Origin of the sequence: Staphylococcus sp. GDY8P131P, from assembly GCF_017891975.1 — a bacterium.
Lineage (GTDB): Bacteria > Bacillota > Bacilli > Staphylococcales > Staphylococcaceae > Staphylococcus > Staphylococcus nepalensis.
In genome coordinates this window covers 488,963-507,893 of the sequence record NZ_JAESKF010000002.1, presented here as the reverse complement: position 1 = coordinate 507,893, position 18,931 = coordinate 488,963, and the positions used below count along the sequence as shown (strand labels likewise).

Annotated in this window: 16 protein-coding genes; 11 read left to right on the top strand and 5 right to left on the bottom strand. The window is 31.3% G+C overall.

Annotated features, from left to right (window positions below):
* Nucleotides 1–33: 33 nt before the first annotated feature.
* From alsT to KA894_RS03005, 9 genes are all read left to right on the top strand, one after another.
* Complete coding sequence (gene alsT / locus KA894_RS03045) at nucleotides 34–1,479, top strand: glutamine transporter AlsT (RefSeq protein WP_096809881.1); 1,446 nt, start codon at nucleotides 34–36, stop codon at nucleotides 1,477–1,479.
* Nucleotides 1,480–1,886: 407 nt separating this feature from the next.
* On the top strand, nucleotides 1,887–3,113 hold the full coding sequence (locus KA894_RS03040) for an AI-2E family transporter (RefSeq protein WP_096809879.1): 1,227 nt from the start codon (nucleotides 1,887–1,889) through the stop codon (nucleotides 3,111–3,113).
* A 237-nt stretch (nucleotides 3,114–3,350) separates the two neighbouring features.
* Nucleotides 3,351–5,876: a bifunctional lysylphosphatidylglycerol flippase/synthetase MprF gene (gene mprF / locus KA894_RS03035; protein ID WP_096809876.1), complete on the top strand. Its 2,526-nt coding sequence runs from the start codon at nucleotides 3,351–3,353 to the stop codon at nucleotides 5,874–5,876.
* A gap of 422 nt (nucleotides 5,877–6,298) precedes the next feature.
* Nucleotides 6,299–6,865 carry a hypothetical protein gene (locus tag KA894_RS03030; RefSeq protein WP_096809874.1) on the top strand — a complete coding sequence of 189 codons (567 nt, stop codon included), beginning with the start codon at nucleotides 6,299–6,301 and terminating at the stop codon, nucleotides 6,863–6,865.
* Nucleotides 6,866–6,997: 132 nt separating this feature from the next.
* Nucleotides 6,998–7,987, top strand: coding sequence for a LacI family DNA-binding transcriptional regulator (locus KA894_RS03025; RefSeq protein ID WP_119488199.1), 990 nt, complete (start codon nucleotides 6,998–7,000; stop codon nucleotides 7,985–7,987).
* A 54-nt stretch (nucleotides 7,988–8,041) separates the two neighbouring features.
* A complete protein-coding gene (gene rbsD / locus KA894_RS03020; protein WP_096809870.1) occupies nucleotides 8,042–8,431 on the top strand; it encodes a D-ribose pyranase in 390 nt (129 codons plus the stop codon).
* 13 nt (nucleotides 8,432–8,444) lie between these two features.
* Nucleotides 8,445–9,935, top strand: a complete 1,491-nt coding sequence (locus tag KA894_RS03015) for a sugar ABC transporter ATP-binding protein (RefSeq protein ID WP_103373102.1) — start codon at nucleotides 8,445–8,447, stop codon at nucleotides 9,933–9,935.
* On the top strand, nucleotides 9,922–10,869 hold the full coding sequence (locus tag KA894_RS03010; protein ID WP_096823809.1) for an ABC transporter permease: 948 nt from the start codon (nucleotides 9,922–9,924) through the stop codon (nucleotides 10,867–10,869). The genes KA894_RS03015 and KA894_RS03010 overlap by 14 nt, the downstream gene beginning before the upstream one ends.
* Nucleotides 10,870–10,885: 16 nt before the next feature.
* The gene (locus KA894_RS03005) at nucleotides 10,886–11,800 is read left to right on the top strand and encodes a D-ribose ABC transporter substrate-binding protein (RefSeq protein ID WP_115342185.1); all 915 of its coding nucleotides are present in this window, start codon (nucleotides 10,886–10,888) and stop codon (nucleotides 11,798–11,800) included.
* A gap of 69 nt (nucleotides 11,801–11,869) precedes the next feature.
* On the opposite strand, the gene msrA is transcribed toward KA894_RS03005, so the two are convergent.
* On the bottom strand, nucleotides 11,870–12,370 hold the full coding sequence (gene msrA, locus KA894_RS03000) for a peptide-methionine (S)-S-oxide reductase MsrA (protein ID WP_115342184.1): 501 nt from the start codon (nucleotides 12,368–12,370) through the stop codon (nucleotides 11,870–11,872).
* 140 nt (nucleotides 12,371–12,510) lie between these two features.
* Between msrA and KA894_RS02995 the strand changes: the two genes are divergently transcribed.
* Nucleotides 12,511–13,488 (top strand): LCP family protein, encoded by a 978-nt coding sequence (locus KA894_RS02995; RefSeq protein ID WP_096809860.1) that lies wholly within the window; start codon nucleotides 12,511–12,513, stop codon nucleotides 13,486–13,488.
* Nucleotides 13,489–13,616: 128 nt separating this feature from the next.
* On the opposite strand, the gene KA894_RS02990 is transcribed toward KA894_RS02995, so the two are convergent.
* Nucleotides 13,617–13,802: a 2-hydroxymuconate tautomerase gene (locus tag KA894_RS02990; RefSeq protein ID WP_096809857.1), complete on the bottom strand. Its 186-nt coding sequence runs from the start codon at nucleotides 13,800–13,802 to the stop codon at nucleotides 13,617–13,619.
* A gap of 148 nt (nucleotides 13,803–13,950) precedes the next feature.
* On the opposite strand from KA894_RS02990, the gene KA894_RS02985 reads away from it, so the two are divergent.
* The gene (locus KA894_RS02985) at nucleotides 13,951–15,213 is read left to right on the top strand and encodes a Y-family DNA polymerase (protein WP_103373099.1); all 1,263 of its coding nucleotides are present in this window, start codon (nucleotides 13,951–13,953) and stop codon (nucleotides 15,211–15,213) included.
* A gap of 306 nt (nucleotides 15,214–15,519) precedes the next feature.
* Here KA894_RS02985 and KA894_RS02980 read toward each other — a convergent pair whose 3' ends face one another.
* The 3 genes from KA894_RS02980 to KA894_RS02970 form a co-directional block, all read right to left on the bottom strand.
* Entirely contained in the window at nucleotides 15,520–16,611 is a 1,092-nt protein-coding gene (locus tag KA894_RS02980; RefSeq protein ID WP_096809853.1) for a prephenate dehydrogenase, read from the bottom strand.
* A gap of 458 nt (nucleotides 16,612–17,069) precedes the next feature.
* Nucleotides 17,070–18,200 carry an MFS transporter gene (locus KA894_RS02975; RefSeq protein ID WP_115342183.1) on the bottom strand — a complete coding sequence of 377 codons (1,131 nt, stop codon included), beginning with the start codon at nucleotides 18,198–18,200 and terminating at the stop codon, nucleotides 17,070–17,072.
* Nucleotides 18,193–18,735, bottom strand: coding sequence for a TetR/AcrR family transcriptional regulator (locus tag KA894_RS02970; protein ID WP_096809849.1), 543 nt, complete (start codon nucleotides 18,733–18,735; stop codon nucleotides 18,193–18,195). The genes KA894_RS02975 and KA894_RS02970 overlap by 8 nt, the downstream gene beginning before the upstream one ends.
* Nucleotides 18,736–18,931 lie beyond the last annotated feature (196 nt).

The following is an 18,931-nucleotide window of genomic DNA, read 5'->3' as shown; positions in this document are numbered from 1 at the left end:
TAAAAATTTATTTGATAGATGAGAGGGATTAAATTGAGCAATTTTGATAGTTTGATTCCGGATTGGTTCAAAACGTTTGTTCAAGTCGGAAATGATTTAATCTGGTCACAATATTTAATTGGACTTTTAATTACAGCTGGTATATTTTTTACTATTGGTTCTAAATTCGTACAATTAAGATGGATACCAGAAATGTTTCGAGCGATTGGAGAAAAACCTGAAACATTAGATAATGGAAAAAAAGGTATTGCGCCATTTCAAGCGTTTGCAATAAGTGCTGGTTCTCGTGTTGGTACTGGTAATATTGCAGGTGTTGCCACTGCGATTGTGTTAGGTGGACCTGGTGCTGTGTTTTGGATGTGGGTCATTGCATTTATTGGGGCAGCGAGTGCCTTTATCGAAGCAACCTTAGCACAAGTATATAAAGTACCTGATGAAGATGGCGGGTTTCGTGGTGGGCCTGCATATTACATAACTAAAGGACTCAACCAAAAATGGTTAGGTATCGTCTTTGCAGTATTAATTACTGTAACGTTTGCATTTGTGTTTAATACAGTGCAATCTAATACCATTGCTGAGTCATTAAAAACGCAATATAATATAAGTCCTATAGTGACGGGTATTATATTAGCTATTGTTACAGCGATTATTATATTTGGCGGTGTTAGAAGTATCGCGACATTATCATCAATCATTGTGCCAGTTATGGCAATTGTTTATATTGGTTTAGTTGCTGTCATTTTAATACTTAACTATGATCAAATTATCCCGATGATTGGAACAATCATTAAAAGTGCATTTGGATTTGAACAAGTAACTGGAGGCGCTGTTGGTGCAGCAATTCTTCAAGGTATTAAACGTGGTTTGTTCTCAAACGAAGCTGGTATGGGTTCGGCACCTAACGCCGCTGCCACAGCTGCTGCGCCTCACCCAGTTAAACAAGGGTTAATTCAATCATTAGGTGTATTCTTTGATACTATGCTAGTGTGTACCGCTACGGCAATTATGATTTTACTATATACAGGATTAGAATTTGGTGAAAATGCAGCACAAGGTGTGGCAGTAACACAATCAGCACTAAATGAACATTTAGGTAATGCAGGGGGTATTTTCTTAACAATTGCAATTACTTTATTTGCTTTTTCTTCTGTTATTGGTAACTATTATTATGGCCAATCTAATATGGAATTCTTATGGAAAAATAAATCGGTGTTATTCATTTTTAGATGTTTAGTGGTAGTACTTGTATTTGTAGGATCAGTGGTTAAAACTGAAACTGTATGGGGTACAGCAGATGTGTTTATGGGTCTAATGGCAATTGTCAACTTAGTTGCTATTATTGGTTTGTCTAATATAGCTTTCGCAGTAATGAACGACTATCAACGTCAACGTAAAGCAGGCAAAAAACCTGTGTTTAAACCTGAAGAGTTGGAAATTAATTTATTCGGCATCGAGAGTTGGGGCATGAAAAAGAAATAATTCATGTATCATATTTGAATGTGCGTAAAACTATTTTCTTAATGCATTTATTGTATGTTTGTGAAATTTTATCCATATATGAGCAGTAATATGAAATCCGTAGTACTTTATGATTTCGTATTACTGCTTTTTTGAATACTTAAATATTTGCTTATTTTTCTCAATCATTTAAAATAAAGCAATGCGTTTATAAAATACTTTATAGTTTTTACGCTTATTAAGAATATGATTAGTTGTAAATCAAATGTGACAAAATATATATGTTTGAAAAATGTACATTGTGTTATGATTAAAATTAGTTATTTTAAATATGGAACTACATGTATAGAGGTATAAAGATACATAGTTTCATCATTATGTTCTAAATGATTTGTATATTTTGAAAAAATTTAAGGTATGGTGATTTTATGTCGAATGAAGAGCAATTAAAGCAAGATAATCATTCAAAAAAAAGAAAATTGAATTTAAGTTTTCCTGAATCGCGTTTTATGAAATTTATAGGTGGAAAAGATTTAGCCTTTGCCTTACTTATATTAATATTTATCGGTTGTGCAATTTTTATTTTTGACCAAGTTTCTTATATTTTCAAACCATTTATTATTGTTTTTAATACGATTATCGCACCAATCATAGTATCTATTATTTTATATTACTTATTTAATCCCTTAGTGAATTTAATGGAACGCTATAATATTTCAAGGCTTTGGGGAGTTATTATATTATTTTTAGTTATTGTTGGTGTCATTGCACTAGCTATTAATTTATTAATACCAGTAATCGGAGCACAGTTTAAAAGTTTTGGGAATAATTTTCCGTATTATGTTGATAAAGTAAATAAATTTATTGATAGTGTAACGAAGTATTCTTTAATTTCTAATTTTTATGTTCAAATACAAGATCAGTTAGATTCATTAGCTAAAAAGCTACCTTCGATGGTTTCTGATTACTTTAACGGTTTTGGTTCTAAAGTTAAAAATTTTGCTGAGGCTTTAGTTAATGTTGGCGTTGTTATTGCAACAACACCTTTTGTTTTATTCTTTATGTTAAAAGACGGTCACCGCTTTAAAGAATTTTCAACAAATTTAATGCCGCCTAAGTTTAGAAAAGATTTTCATGACTTATTAGATAAAATGAGTATCCAAGTTGGTTCTTATATCCAAGGTCAAATTATCGTGTCATTTTGTATTGGTATTTTATTATTTATTGGATATAGCATCATCGGTTTAGATTACAGTTTAATTTTAGCTTCAATTGCTGCTGTAACAAGTGTAGTACCGTACATCGGCCCAACGATTGCGATATCTCCAGCTATTATTATTGCTTTAATTACGTCACCATTCATGTTATTAAAATTAGTAATTGTATGGACAGCAGTTCAATTTATTGAAGGTCACTTTATTTCCCCAAATATTATGGGCAAAACATTAAAAATTCATCCACTTACGATTATTTTTATCTTATTAAGTGCAGGTAATTTATTAGGTATAGTTGGTGTTATTTTAGGTATACCTGCGTATGCAATATTAAAAGTACTTGTATCTCATTTATATACAATGTATAAACGTCGCTATAACAAATATTATGGTGATGATGCAGGCGAGTACGAAATCACTTCGGATGAAGAAATACGTTAAGTTAAAATTAAGAAAATATTTGAAAAAGAACTGCATTGGAAATCTCAATTTCCAATGCAGTTTTGTCGTTTTTAAATCACAGTATCAAAGTACTTTTATTAAAGATGTGTTGCTATAAGTATATATGTTAAAACTAACAATATTGTAATATGTATTTGCTATATAAATTATTTATTAAAAATAAGAATCGTGCTATATTTTAAATAATATATGAATATAGAAAAGTGATGTGAACACATGTCAAAGCAATCAAGAAATAAAGTATTGTCTATTTTGAAAGTAATCTTTGCAATTTCACTATTTATTTTTGTTGTATTTACTTTATATAGAGAGTTAGCTCATATCAATTTGAAAGAAACGATATACGCTATTAGAGATCTTAATAGTGTTTGGTTGATCGTGCTATTTTTGAGTGGCGGTACGGCTATACTTATATTATCTATGTATGATGTGATTTTAGCTAGATCATTAAATCTGAAGGTTTCATTACCTAAGGCTATTCGCATTGGCTATATTGTCAATGCTTTAAATGCTGTATTAGGGTTTGGTGGTGTTATCGGGGCTAGTGTAAGATTTATTTTGTATAAAGATACTGCTGAAGATAAAAAAGAGTTATTGCATTCTATTTCTGTTGTTTTAATATCTATGTTGACCGGTTTAAGTATGCTCTCAATATTAGTAGTATTTCATGTGTTTGATGTGAAGCACATATTTAATCCGTTCCCTTGGATTAAATGGGTAATGTATATTGCTGCCTTGTTTTTACCTATATTTATAATTTCTACAATTATAAGACCAGTAAACAAAAAGCATAAATTGATAGGTTTATATTGTACAATTGTCTCTAGCATTGAATGGATTATCGCGGCATTAGTATTATATATGTCATTATATACTGTTGGTGTTCAAGTGAACTTATCTGTGTTTATAGGTATATTTGTCATTAGCGCACTGTCAGGGCTAATCAGTTTTATACCTGGAGGGTTTGGTACGTTTGATTTGGTCGTATTATTAGGATTAAAAAGTTTAAACGTTCCAGAAGAGAAAATTGTCTTAGCGTTATTACTTTATAGATTAGTGTATTATCTGTTTCCAGTATTAATTGCATTAATTTTAGCAACTTTTGAATTCCGAGATACAGCTAAACGTTATTGGGATGATTCTAAATTGATGGTTCCTATTAAAGATATGTCTTCATTATTAGCGTCATATCAAAAAGATATTTTAGCAAGAATACCAGCATTTTCGATTGCGATATTACTTACGTTTACAAGTCTATTGTTTTTCTTCAATAATATTACAATTATTTATGATGGACTATATAGTGATTATCATGCCATTTACTATATCACTGTCTCTATCCATACATGTGCTTGTTTATTATTATTATTAAACGTTATAGGCGTTTACTATTTATCCAAAAGAGCCATTTTGTTTTCTATTATTTCAATCATTATTATATTCTGTGTAACGGTTTATACGTATCCTTCTTTAATATTACTAGGTTGGTTAACAACTATGTTCATTATGTTAGTCGTATTTTATAAAAGGTCACGTGTTATTAAACGCCAATTTAGATATACTAAGTTATTGGTCAGTTTATTAATAGGGGCATTCGTTTTATTTGTGAATCACAATATTATAAGAAGTACATTTTATACTTTGGATATTTATCACTTAGAAATGGACTCATCAATATTAAGGTATTACTTTTGGTTTACGATTATCACAGTAGTCATTATTGTGAGTGTGATTGTATGGTGGTTTGAAGCGAAGTTTAAATCTTCAAGCAATGATGATGGTTTAGCACAATGTAAAGCCATTATTGATAATTATGGCGGTAATTACTTAAGTCACCTCATATATAGCGGCGATAAAAAGTTTTTCTTTAATGATACTAAAGATGCGTTCGTGATGTATCAGCGTAAGCGCAACACATATATTGTTTTAGGAGACCCAATTGGAAATGCTACATCGTTTCATAAGTTGCTTGAAAAATTATATAGTGAAGCGCACTATTTAGGCTATGATATCATTTTCTATCAAGTTACTGATAGATATATGTCTATTTATCATGATTTTGGGAATCAATTTTTCAAATTAGGTGAAGAAGCGCTCATAGACTTATCAGCTTTTACTATTTCAGGCAAAAAAAAGCGTGGCTTACGAGCTACATTAAATAAGTTAGAGGACTCAGGTTGTACATTTGAAATACTAGATCCTCCATTTTCGCAAGCGTTTTTAGATGAATTAAAACAAATAAGTGACGATTGGTTAGTTGGATCAACAGAAATGCAATTTTCTGTTGGTAATTTTGATGAGCATTATCTTTCACAGGCACCTATAGCAATGATTAAAGATATGGACGGTGCTATACTTGGCTTCTGTACTTTTATGCCTACAAATTATAACGCAACGCTTTCTGTTGATTTAATACGTTGGAAATCAGATGTAACATTGCCTTTGATGGATAGTTTATATATTCATATGTTGTTGTGGTCTAAAAACAATAATTATAAATATTTTAATATGGGTATGGCCACATTATCTAATGTAGGTAAAGTTCCGTTTTCATTCTTTGGTGAAAGACTGGCTGGCAGAATTTTTGAACATTTTAATGGTTTATATAGATTTCAAGGATTAAGACGTTATAAAGAGAAATTTAATCCTAGCTGGCAACCGAGATTTTTAGTCTATCGTAAAAGACATTCACTATGGCTCAGTATGATAAAAGTTATGCGTGTAATTAGAAAAAAAGAATAAAATAAAAACAACCAACGCATCCCGTTAATGATGGTTGGTTGTTTTTAGGAGTTATAGTTTTTAATGGTTTTGGTAGTTAACGCCGGAGAAGTTATTAACTACTTTAATAAACTAACTATATTACTTTCTAAATATCATTTGATCCTAACTATATATGAATTTCTCTTTACCCTCTGTTTAAGGTATATATATATAATAGCATCAACAGAAAACGCTTTCAACAGTGTGATTCGATATTATTTGAATAATAATTGACATTTTATCTACTTTATTTCTTTTTGAATTTAAATAGTATTTTTACATTTAAAAACATACTATTGTAGCCATGATTTATAAAATTATGAAAATACATTTAAGGTTTTAAAGTTATATAGTAATATATAAATATTAATTATTTGCAAAGGGTGCAGTGGGGTGAAAAAATGAAAAAAATTATAATTAGCTTGGTATTAATAGTTCTCTTAGTAGCGTTAGTACTTTCAATTAAATCATTATATGAGACAAAGCAGATAAATTATCAAAGCGTTAATCAGCCATCTCAAAATAATGAAACTAAAAATAAACACAATTCACAATATCCTTCTCCTCAAATTGATGTGCTATCACAAGCATTTAGTGAAAATTTTATGAATCGTGATGTTAGAAATCAATATATGCACATATCTAAAGGCATGAGTAAAAGTAAAGTGGAACGATATTATGGAAATAGTGAAGAACATTTAAAAATTAATAACCTTAAAACACAAAAATATGGGAATATAGCAATTTATTATCAAAACGATAAAGTGCAACGATTTTTTGTTATTCCTAACAATGTTTATATTCAAGCGTTTACTCAAGTGCATGGAAATAGAGACAAAAACTATAATAATGGTACGATGATATATGATGATAATCCGTTTAACCAATTCTCTGTCAAAGTATATTTTGATCCAAACGGACAAATTAAGGCTATAGAAAATGTGAATCAAGTTTCTTTATCCTATTAAATAGCGTATAAATAATGCTATGTTAGACATAACTTTTTATTTTATTTCATAACCAATGACTTAAATCATCTCTTATTAATATAATAATTAATCACTAGAATAAACTATCAAAACAGAAAAATTTGTGATAATATGAAAGCGGTTACACAAATAGAGGTGATTTTTATAACGACAATTAAAGAAGTAGCAAATTTAGCAGGTTGTTCTGTAGCAACGGTGTCTAGAGTCATAAATAATAATGGATATGTAAAAGAACAAACGAAAAAGCGCATTGAATGTGCCATCAGTGAACTTAACTATCAACCTAATGAAGCGGCACGCACGTTGTATAAACGTAAGTCAAAAATGATTGGTCTATTATTGCCAGATATTAGCAATCCTTTTTTTACATTAATAGCGAGAGGCGTTGAAGATATAGCATTATCACAAGGCTTTCAAGTATTAATTGGTAATAGTGATAATAATGCTAATAAAGCTAGAGATTATCTTTCTACTTTTAATTCTTATAATTGTGTTGGAGTGATTACTACAGCATTTGCTGATAAGCAAGTTGAAAAATTATTAAAATCTCAAAATATGCCATGTGTATTTGTAGATCGCGTTAATGATGTCATTAGTGGCGTTTCTGCAAACCATTTCGAAGGAGGAGAATTACAAGCGCAACTTATTTTAGAAGGCAAACCACAAAATATATTGATTATCCATTTGGATTTAAAAATTAATACCTTTAAGTCAAGAATCAACGGTATTGAATCAATATTGAAGCAATATAATGTGAAGTATTTTTATTATGAATCTGAAAAGCTAACAAATGAGCAGGCATTTATTTCGTTAATTAAAAATTTGAAAATTGATAGTATCATATGTAGCAATGATATTTTAGCGATTGAAACGATGGCGATTATTCAACAATTTAAGTTTAAAGTACCTGAAGATATTCAAATTGTAGGTTATGATAATATACCATTTTCGACAATGACATTTCCAAACATTTCAACAATTGATCAATCTGCATATGTCTTAGGCCAAAAAGCTGTATCAAAATTATTGAATTTAAAAACGAATGATTATGATAAGCAACTTGTATTATCACCTAAACGAAGGGGGAGCATAAGGTTTTAACTGCAATTATGTAACCCGTTACATAATATATTATATAACGAATGGGGAGATTAAATGTATAAAACAGGTATTCTAAACAGTGAAATATCTAAAGTATTGAGTGATTTGGGACATACTGACAAAATAATGATTGCTGATTGTGGTCTTCCGGTGCCAGAAGGCGTGAAAAAGATAGATTTAGCATTAACATTTGGAAAACCTTCATTCGAAGAAGTATTCGATTTAATTAAAGAACACATGGAAATCGAACAATTAATCATTGCTAATGAAATGATAAAACAAAACAGCGCATTATATGTAAAGCTATTATCTTGGAACATTGATATCACAACTGAATCGCATGCATCTTTAAAAACGTTAAGTAACGAGGTTAAGGCAGTTATCCGAACGGGCGAAGCTAAACCTTATGCCAATGTAATTTTAACAAGCGGTGTTTTATTTTAAGGGGGGGGCAGTTATGATAAACATGAATCAAATATACAAATCATTTGGGCAAAATAATGTATTAAGCGGCGTTGATTTTGAAATAAATGATGCTGAAATTCATGCACTAATGGGTGAAAATGGAGCTGGTAAAAGTACGCTTATGAAAATACTTACCGGCGTGTATAAGGCTGATAGTGGCAGCGTATTAGAAGATGGGAAACCGATTCATTTTAAAAATACGATGGATGCTGAACAAAATGGTATATCCTTTATCCAACAAGAATTAAATATTTGGCCAAATTTGACTGTGCTTGAAAATTTATTTTTAGGAAAAGAGGAAACCAAATTTTTAGGTGTTGTAGATAATAAAAAGATGAAACAACGTGCTTTGTCAGTTTTCAAAAAATTAAATATTGATATTGATTTAAATAGAATGGCAGGTACTTTATCAGTCGGTATGCAACAGATGTTAGAAATTAGTAAGGCGTTGATGGAAAAGCCAAAAATTATCATTATGGATGAGCCTACTGCTGCTTTAACGAATAATGAAATAGCTACTCTGTTTGAACAGATTAATCGTTTGAAAAATGAAGGCGTTTCTTTTATATATATTTCTCATAGAATGGAAGAAATATTTAGTATTTCAGATCGTATTACTGTTATGAGAGATGGCCAATCTATTTTAACAACAAAGACAAAAGACACCACTCATGCTGAAGTCGTAAAATCCATGATAGGAAGAGATCTAGACAATCAGTATCCTGATAGGCATTATCACCAAGAAGATATTGTCCTTTCTGTAGAAGATTTAAGTTCAGTAGAGCATCAATTAAAGCCTATCCATTTTGATTTACACAAAGGAGAGATACTCGGATTTAGTGGTTTGATGGGCGCTGGTCGTTCAGAAATTATGCGTGTCTTATTCGGCTTAGATAAGGGAAATAAGACTGTCAAACTTAATGATAAACAAATTCAAATTCAGAACCCCAATCAATCTATTTCACAAGGACTTGCTTTTATCACTGAGAATAGAAAAGAAGAAGGATTAGTGCTACAAGATTCAATTCTAGAAAACATTACGTTACCTGCTTTAAAAAGTTTTTCAAAAACAGGTTTTTTAACTAAAAGTACGATGGCACAATATTCTGATCAAATGATTGCACGCATGAATATTAAAGGTAAAAAAGAGGACGCTTGCGTTAATTTATCAGGTGGTAATCAACAAAAAGTCGTTTTAGCTAAATGGATTGCAACAGCACCACATGTTTTGATTTTAGATGAGCCAACACGAGGCATTGACGTAGGAGCTAAACGCGAAATATATCAATTGATGAACGAACTAACAGACCGTGGCATGTCTATAATTATGATTTCATCAGAATTACCAGAAATTATAGGTATGAGCGATAGAGTAGCAGTGATACACGAAGGAAAAATTACAGGTATATTAGAGGGCGCGTCTATCTCTGAAGAACATATTATGACTTTAGCTACAGGAGGGGAAAATAATGAAACAGTCTAAATTATCATTTTCTTATTCGTATTTAGAAAAAATCATACCTTTTATTGGTTTGATTTTATTGGTTATTATTATAAGTATACTAAATAGTGCTTTTTTAGAGCCTTCTAATCTATTTAATTTATTAAGACAAGTTTCAATCAATGGTTTAATTGCGTTTGGGATGACCTTTGTCATTTTAACGGGAGGTATTGATTTATCAGTAGGTTCAACATTAGCATTATCTAGTGCTGTTGTTGCGATTTTAATGGTTACTGGCATAGACTCAATTTTAGCACTGTTAATCGGGTGCCTTTTTGGTGCTATATTAGGTGCTATTAATGGATTATTAATAACGATTGGCAAGATGGCGCCGTTCATTGCAACATTAGCGACGATGACTGTCTTTAGAGGTTTAACCCTTGTTATTACAGATGGTAATCCTGTTACGAATTTAAATGGCAGCTATGCTTTTCAATTGTTTGGTAGAGGCTATTTCCTAGGTATACCAGTACCAGCAGTTACCATGTTTATCACCTTTATTATCTTATATATATTGTTACATAAAACAGTATTTGGTAGACAAACGTATGCTATGGGAGGAAATGAAAAAGCTGCATTTATTTCCGGTATCAAAGTCAACAAAATTAAAATAATGATTTATAGCTTAGCAGGGTTAATGTCAGCTATGGCGGGAGCTATTTTAACTTCTCGTTTAAATTCAGCGCAGCCAACCGCAGGGATGTCCTATGAATTGGATGCTATTGCAGCTGTTGTGCTAGGTGGTACTTCTTTAACAGGCGGTAAAGGTCGTATTGTTGGAACGTTAATAGGGGTATTAATCATTGGTGTATTGAATAACGGTTTAAATTTGTTAGGGGTATCTTCTTTTTATCAACAAGTTGTTAAAGGTATCGTTATTATTATTGCTGTATTAATTGATAGAAAAAATAAGTAATTGGGGGGTGCTGATATTGAAAAGACTATTTATAAGCGCGTTAGCTTTAGTATTATTTTTAGCTGGTTGTTCACTAGAATCACCATTGGAAAAAAATGATAACGGTAAATCAGATAAGAAAAAATCGGATATCATTATTGGGGTGAGTATCTCTACACTAAATAATCCTTTTTTTGTAAAAGTTAAAGACGGTATTGAAAAAGAAGCTAAGAAACAAGGTGTTAAAGTTAAATTTGCTGACGCACAAGATGATGCGGCGAAGCAAGCTAATGATATAGATGATTTGATTCAACAAAAAGTTGATTATTTAATCGTAAATCCAACTGATTCAGACGCAATATCTGGTAGTATTCAAATTGCGAATGATGAAAGCATACCAGTGATCACATTAGATAGAGATGTAGCAAAAGGCGAAGTAGCTTCATTTATTGCTTCAGATAACATCAAGGGGGGTGAAATGGGTGGTGAGTTGATTGTGGATGAGTTAGGCGAAGGCGCAAAAGTAGCTGAACTTGAAGGTGTTCCAGGCGCCAGTGCTACGCGAGAACGTGGTAAAGGTTTCCATAATATTGCTGACAAATCACTCAATGTAGTGTCTAAACAAAGTGCTAAATTCAACAGGACTGAAGGGTTAAACGTAACACAAAATATGATTCAAGCTCATCCTGATATGGAAGCCGTTTTTGCACAAAATGATGAAATGGCTTTAGGTGCAGTAGAAGCCATAGGAAACAAAGATATCAAAGTCATTGGTTTTGATGGTAATGAAGATGCTATTAAATCTGTGGAAAGCGGTAAATTATTTGCTACAGTTGCGCAACAACCTAATTTAATGGGTGAAGAAAGTATCAAGACGATTATGGATTTATATAATGGTAATAAGGTAGAGAAAAAACATAAAATCCCTTTAGAAATGAAACGTCAACAGTAAATTATATCTTAAATATATAAAAGCCGGGCCATTTTGAAATTTAAGATGTACCCGGTTTTTAATATTTGTTTATTTGTATTTTTGGCGTTCTTGTTGCTCTTGCGCATAGCGCTCAGGATTTTTTTTGTAAAAATCTTGATGCTTAGCTTCAGCTTCATAAAATGTAGAAGCAGGTAATATTTTTGTAGCGATTGCTTTATCTTTATCTATTGTTTGTTTTAATTTTTCTACATAATCTTCTGCTACTGCTTTTTGGTCTTCATTTGTGTAAAAGATAGCTGTTTTGTATTGTGAACCTCTATCTTGAAATTGACCGCCTTCATCTGTTGGATCTATTACAGAAAAGAATATCTCTAATAATTTATTATATGAAAACAGAGCAACATCGTATTCTATTTCGACTGTTTCATAATGTCCGGTGTCACCTGTCTTAACTTGTTCATATGAGGGGTTATCTTTATGTCCTCCCATGTAACCAGAAGTTACCTTTTCAATGCCTTCAAACGTGTCGAAAGGTTTGACCATACACCAAAAGCAACCTCCAGCGAAGTATGCTTTATTTATATTCATGCTTAACATCCTTTCCATATTAGACCTTAGTACCAAATATTAAGATATTACTTGATTTTTAGGCAGTTTTTATATAACTTTAATATATGTTAATTATAGTACATAGCAGTGCAATTTTGAAGATATAAGGTTGATTACATATGAATGAGGATAAACAAAGAAGTAAAGAAAGTGAAAACACAGAAAAACAATCTACAATGCGTAGAAGCAAAAAGAAGCGGCTAAAAAAATTTCCATTTATTATTTTAATAATCATTATTATTTTAGCGATTATTGTCGGATATTCTATTCATGGTTATAAATCAGGGATTGAATATGCAGAAGACCACGGTAAGACACTTAAAAAACACAAATTTAACGGTGCCAAAAAAAATGATGGTAAGATTACAATTATGGTTTTAGGTGCTGATAAAGAACAAGGTGGTATTTCTAGAACTGATTCTATCATGATTGCACAGTATGATTATATTCATAAAAAAATGAAGATGATGTCTGTGATGCGTGATATTTATGCGGATATACCAGGTAATGGGCAACATAAAATTAATTCAGCATATTCTATTGGAGGTCCTGAGTTATTACGACAGACATTAAAGAAAAATTTAGGTGTTGACCCAGAATATTATGCCATTCTTGATTTTACTGGATTTGAAAAAATGATTGATGAATTGGAACCTAATGGTGTACCAATTGACGTTGAAAAAGATATGTCCAAAAATATTGGTGTTTCCCTTAAAAAAGGCCACCATAGATTAAATGGTAAAGAATTATTAGGTTATGCTCGGTTTAGACACGATGAAGAAGGTGACTTTGGTCGTGTAAGACGTCAGCAACAAGTCATGCAATCACTTAAACAAGAATTAGCGAGTCTAGATACATTGCCTAAATTACCTCGTGTTGCAGGTATACTAAGAGGTTACTTAAATACTAATATGCCAGATTCTGCGCTGATTCAAACTGGTTTGAATTTTGGTATACGTGGAGATAAAAATGTTGATTCTATTACGTTGCCATTACAAAACACATACCAAGATATTCAAACACCGATGGATGGAAGTGCTTTAGAAATAGATAAAGCGAAAAATAAGGAAGAAGTACAAAAGTTTTTAAATGAATAATAATATATTTAAAATTTAAAAAAGAAGAGACCGAGACATTAATCATGTCTCGGTCTCTTCTAGTATGCGGGAAGTAAGGAATGGGATGAAAATGTGATTTTTGTCCTGTTTTTCTATACTATAAGAAATTATTGATCTGATTTTCTAACACCAGCAACGCCGTAGTGAGAAGCTTTCATTTCTTCAATGACTACATGTATAGCTTCTTTATTGGCGTCTGTTGTTTTTTCTACAGCTTTAGTCACTTCTGATACTAAATTTTTAAGTTGTTCATCTGAACGTCCTTCTAATAGTTTTACATTTACAATCGGCATTTAAGTTCCTCCTAATATGTCTATTTTTTATATTATATCATGAAAATCCTCAAAACTATAAAAATAGTTAAAGGAACAATTGTTCTTAAAAATATTGAAATAGAACACGTGTTCTTATATAATAAAAAGGACTAAGGGGGAGTGTCATATGTATGATTACAATCTGTTAGAGGAAAGGGTCATATTATGTATTGATCAAAAAAGTTTTTTTGCAAGCGTTTCTTGTATCCAAAAAGGGCTAGACCCTATGAAAGAAAAGTTGGCAGTTGTTGCAGATACTAAGAAACAAGGTTCAGTTGTGTTAGCTGCTACAGGGCCATTAAAAGCGTTAGGTATTAAAACAGGTTCAAGGTTATTCGAGATACCGCATAGAAACGATATTTATATTATTAATCCAAGTATGAGAAAATATTTGGAAGTTTCAGTGGCAATATCTAAAATTGCATTACGTTATATCGCTCCAGAAGATTTGCATCAATATAGTGTTGATGAATTCTTTATGGATGTCACAGAAAGTTATCGTAGATTTAGCAGTACAGTTCATTCTTTTTGTCAAAAATTACAATATGAAATTCTAGAAGAAACGGGTATACATTGTTCAATAGGTATTGGGTCGAATATGCTACTGAGCAAAGTAGCAATGGACATAGAAGCCAAATATACAGATCATTTAATTGCTGAGTGGCGATATCAAGATATACCTCATAAACTTTGGCCTATTTCACCTTTAAGTGATTTTTGGGGAATTAGTAAGAAGACTGAAGCAAAAATGAATAAGCGAGGCATCTTTACTATAGGAGATCTAGCACATTATCCATATCAATATTTAAAAAGAGATTTTGGTATTATTGGCGTTGATTTACATTTACATGCAAACGGAATTGACCGAAGTAAAATTAGAGATAAATATAACGTAACGAACCCTTCAATTTGTAAAAGCCAAATATTAATGCGCGATTACCATTATCATGAAGTTAAAGTTGTGATGCAAGAATTAATTGAAGATGTGTCAAGCCGTGTTAGAGCAAGAAATAAACTAGTTAAGACGATTCACTTTTCTTTTGGTTATAGTAACCAAGGCGGCGTGGAGAAACAATATACATTACAAGAACCCACAAATTTAGAGCGTATTATTTTTGAAGCGGTAGAACGCTTAGCAGATAAACTATGTGATCCCACAGTATTGTATAGAACAGTAAGTATTTCACTTACTCAATTTATAGATGAAAAAGATAAACAGTTAAATTTATTTATAGATGAGTATGAAAGTAAAAGAACTGAAAAATTAGCTAAAACAATCGACGCTTTACATCAGAAATTTGGTAAAGGTAGTGTATCTAAGGCAATATCTTATACAGACGCGGGCACCAAACATGGTCGATTAGGTCTTATGGCAGGGCATAAAATGTGAATGATTGAAACTATGCAAAACATATTCTATACGGATGTACCAAAGTGAGCGCAATATAAGAATGTACCATAACCAAGTGACTATTGGTATAACTAAGCATTTCATAGGGAAAAAATATGATGTGATATGGCGCAATATTATGATATAGATAGAAGCGTCCTTGGTATTTTACTATCACGTAATGAATAAAGCTGTATAAGATTAAATAGGCTGAGGTATATAAAAACGATTGGCCAAATGACATGATTTGGTCAATCGTTGAATAACGTTTATGTCTTAAATTAAAATCAGAAAATTTTTGATTAACTATTCAATATAAGTATCAAAATCACTTAGCGCTTCAGCACCTTTTTTACGGTCTTCAGGGTTTTTAAAGCTAACGCGTAAAGCTCCATATATATCTTCGCGCACTTCTAAAATCCTTAAGTTGCTTATAGAAATATTATGTAAACTCAAGATATGTGTAACTTGGCTAATCATACCTGGTTTATCCGGAATATCAACATATAAATCATACTCTATAGATAGCGCTCCTTGTGATTTTAGTGGAAGTTCATCTCTGTATAATTTCGCATCATTATAAAAATGATATAAGTCTTCAGGGTCATTTTCTTCCACAAGGCTTATGACATGTTCCATTTGTGTTTTCCATTCTTTCAGGATATCAACAATAGTATTTTTATTTTCGATGGTGATGTCGCGCCACATAATTGGACTGCCACTAGCAATTCTTGTGATGTCTCTAAACCCTCCAGCAGCCAGAGTTTTCACCAATGAAGAATGATTGACATGGTTTGCGTTTAAATGCACAAGGCTCGAAGCAATAATATGGGGGACATGACTGACGATGCCTGTAACAAAGTCATGTTCTTTTGCATTTGTTGCAATAAATTTTGCTTTTGTTGTATCCAGTAATGATCTAATTTCGTCAAATGCTTGGTTATTGCCTGGTTCATCATGTACTAACACGTAAAAAGCATTTTCAAATAAATGTTTTTTTGCGTTAAGCACGCCTGATTTATGACTTCCAGCCATAGGATGACCGCCAATCAAGTGAATATCATGGTTTAAAAGGTACTGCTCATATTGTAATATAGTTGATTTAGTACTGCCAGTATCAGTAACAATCACATTGCTTTTAGTTTGATAGTTTGGTAGTGCTTGTAAATATTTAATTGTTTGTTGTACGGGTGTGGCATAAATAATAATATCTGCATTTTCCACACAAGTTTTATAATCGGTAGATTGATAATCAATAATCCCAATAGATAACGCTTTTTCTAGTTGGGAGGCATCTGCATCATAAGCAGTGATTTCAATATCATTATGGTAATATCTTAAATTACTCGCAAGACTACCGCCGATTAAACCTAAACCTACGAAAAGTATTTGTTGCATTTTGCTGACCACCTCTATCAAAATTTTCAGAATAGTAACATTGTATAGTAGGAAAAGCTAATTCGCAATACGTGTTTGATTTTAAAACATGAAATAGATAACAAAACTATCTGTTTAATTATCTATGGTATTGAAACATATATAATAGTTATTATAATCACATAGTTAATCATCTCGAATGCAGTCAATTTATAACAATAAGCTGTGATATTTATAGTAATGAAATTATGCAACAAAAGCAGGAGTAAACCATTTATATGATTTTGTACTACCATTCTGTATAATGATATAATAACTATATTAAGTGTAAGCCTAGCATACATGAATTTCAGACTATGTCAGCAAAACTACTACTTTCCATGATCAATAAAACTTGTAAAAAGAAAGCTAGCCATATTTTTTAAATAATTTAGATATCAATTTATTTTAAATTGCAAACTTTACAAAAAAGAAAATAATTAAATTTTAGGTCTAAATACAATTGAGACTAAAGAGAAGGCACCAAATATAGAAAAAGCCAAGGTATAAGAAGAAAATTGAATTACATTCCCTGAAACCATGGCACCTATGATTTGGCCAAAAGCTAGTGTGAAAAATGGGACACCTATACCTAAAGAGGGCGCCTTTTCAAAAATTTTAATACCCCATATCATTAAAATGCCTGTTAGAAACACATAAGAACTGCCGAAAAATAGCGCGGATAAGAATATAATAAATAAGTTAGTGTTATCAATATTTAAAGATAAAATAGAGGTTGCCATCATTAATACTACGATAATATATAAAGTTTTAATTGAAAATTTAGAAATTAAACCACCTGAAAATCCTCCGATGATGCCTGATACTCCAACCAATATCCAAAAAGAAGATGTAATGAAATCTGAATTAGAAGGTACGGTTGCAATATAATCTTTAGAGAAAGTCCAATAAATAGCAGACGCACAACCTAAAATCAAAGAAGCGATGTTGATAGACATGCTTTTTTGTAGTAATGGTTTCAAACTGTAAGGCTGTGTTTGAGTTTTGAATTTTTTTATAGAAGAAATATGTTTAGGTATATAAAGATAATTTATTAATAAAACGATAATTGCTATAATTCCAAATATTAAATAAACAACTCTCCAATTATCAGACAATATATAAGCGATAGGTCCAGAGATTACGATACCAAAACCAGTACCGGCGTTTATCCACGTATTAGCTTTGTTTTGCGTGTTTTTATCCAAATTATTTTGAACCACCTCACCGTAAGCAGGTGAACCAAATCCTGTACTCATACCAGCAATAAAAACACCTAAGAACAATAGAACTGCTTCATGAGATACGGATATGATAAAAATACCTAAAATAGAAGTTAAACCAGCTAAACTAACAAACATCTTTGGGTCTTTTTGGTTTGAATAGTAAGTAGAAATCGCAATAGCGAGACAATAAGCAATATAAGTTGCGGAACTTATCATACCCATAGTACCACTACCTAATTTGAGGTCATTTGAAATATTGGGTAATAATAGTCCGAAAGCGAACCTTGCTAAACCGTAAGTAACGGCAATCATTAAAGTCCCAGAAATAATTATTTTATTATTCATTGTTTAGCACTCCTTTTGAAAGACTCATCGTAATAGATTTAACATCTGCAAAATCCATATGTTCTATCATTGATGTACTGCCTTCCAATATGAATAGTAACTTTTTAGCTAAATCTTTTATGTTACGATAATTTTCGTTTTCTAACTTTTCTTCTATTAATTTTGCCACCTTTATTTTATGGTGACTGACTATATCTACAATATCTTGATTGGAATGTCTAAATTCTTCCATAGCTTTTAAAAATAAACACCCGTTTGTATTTTTGCGCTTTAACCATTCTAAATGCTGTTCGATCATATGGTTTAAGCTTTTATCATTGTTATTTTCTAAGAAGTTCATATACACATCTTCTCTATATTTTAAAACCGCGACGATTAAATCATCTTTAGATTTATAATTTCTATATAGAGTCATCGTTGCAACATTTGATGCTTGGATAATCTGATCAATGCCTGTTGCGCTAAAACCTTGCTTATCAAAAAGTTGATTGGCACTGTAGATTAATTGCTCCTGTTTTTTAGTTAATTTTGTCATTATATCCCACCTTTAAAAGAGAACGTTCACTCTCATTTTAAAATAATATGTGCTATTTTCAATACTTTTTATTAAAATAAGTAAAAATTTATGAGAATTTATGTTAATGATTATTCAATAACGGTTTAAATCATCGTAGTATAAGCAACTATGAGTGACATCCAAGTATTGCTTATTTAGAATGATTTTTATAATA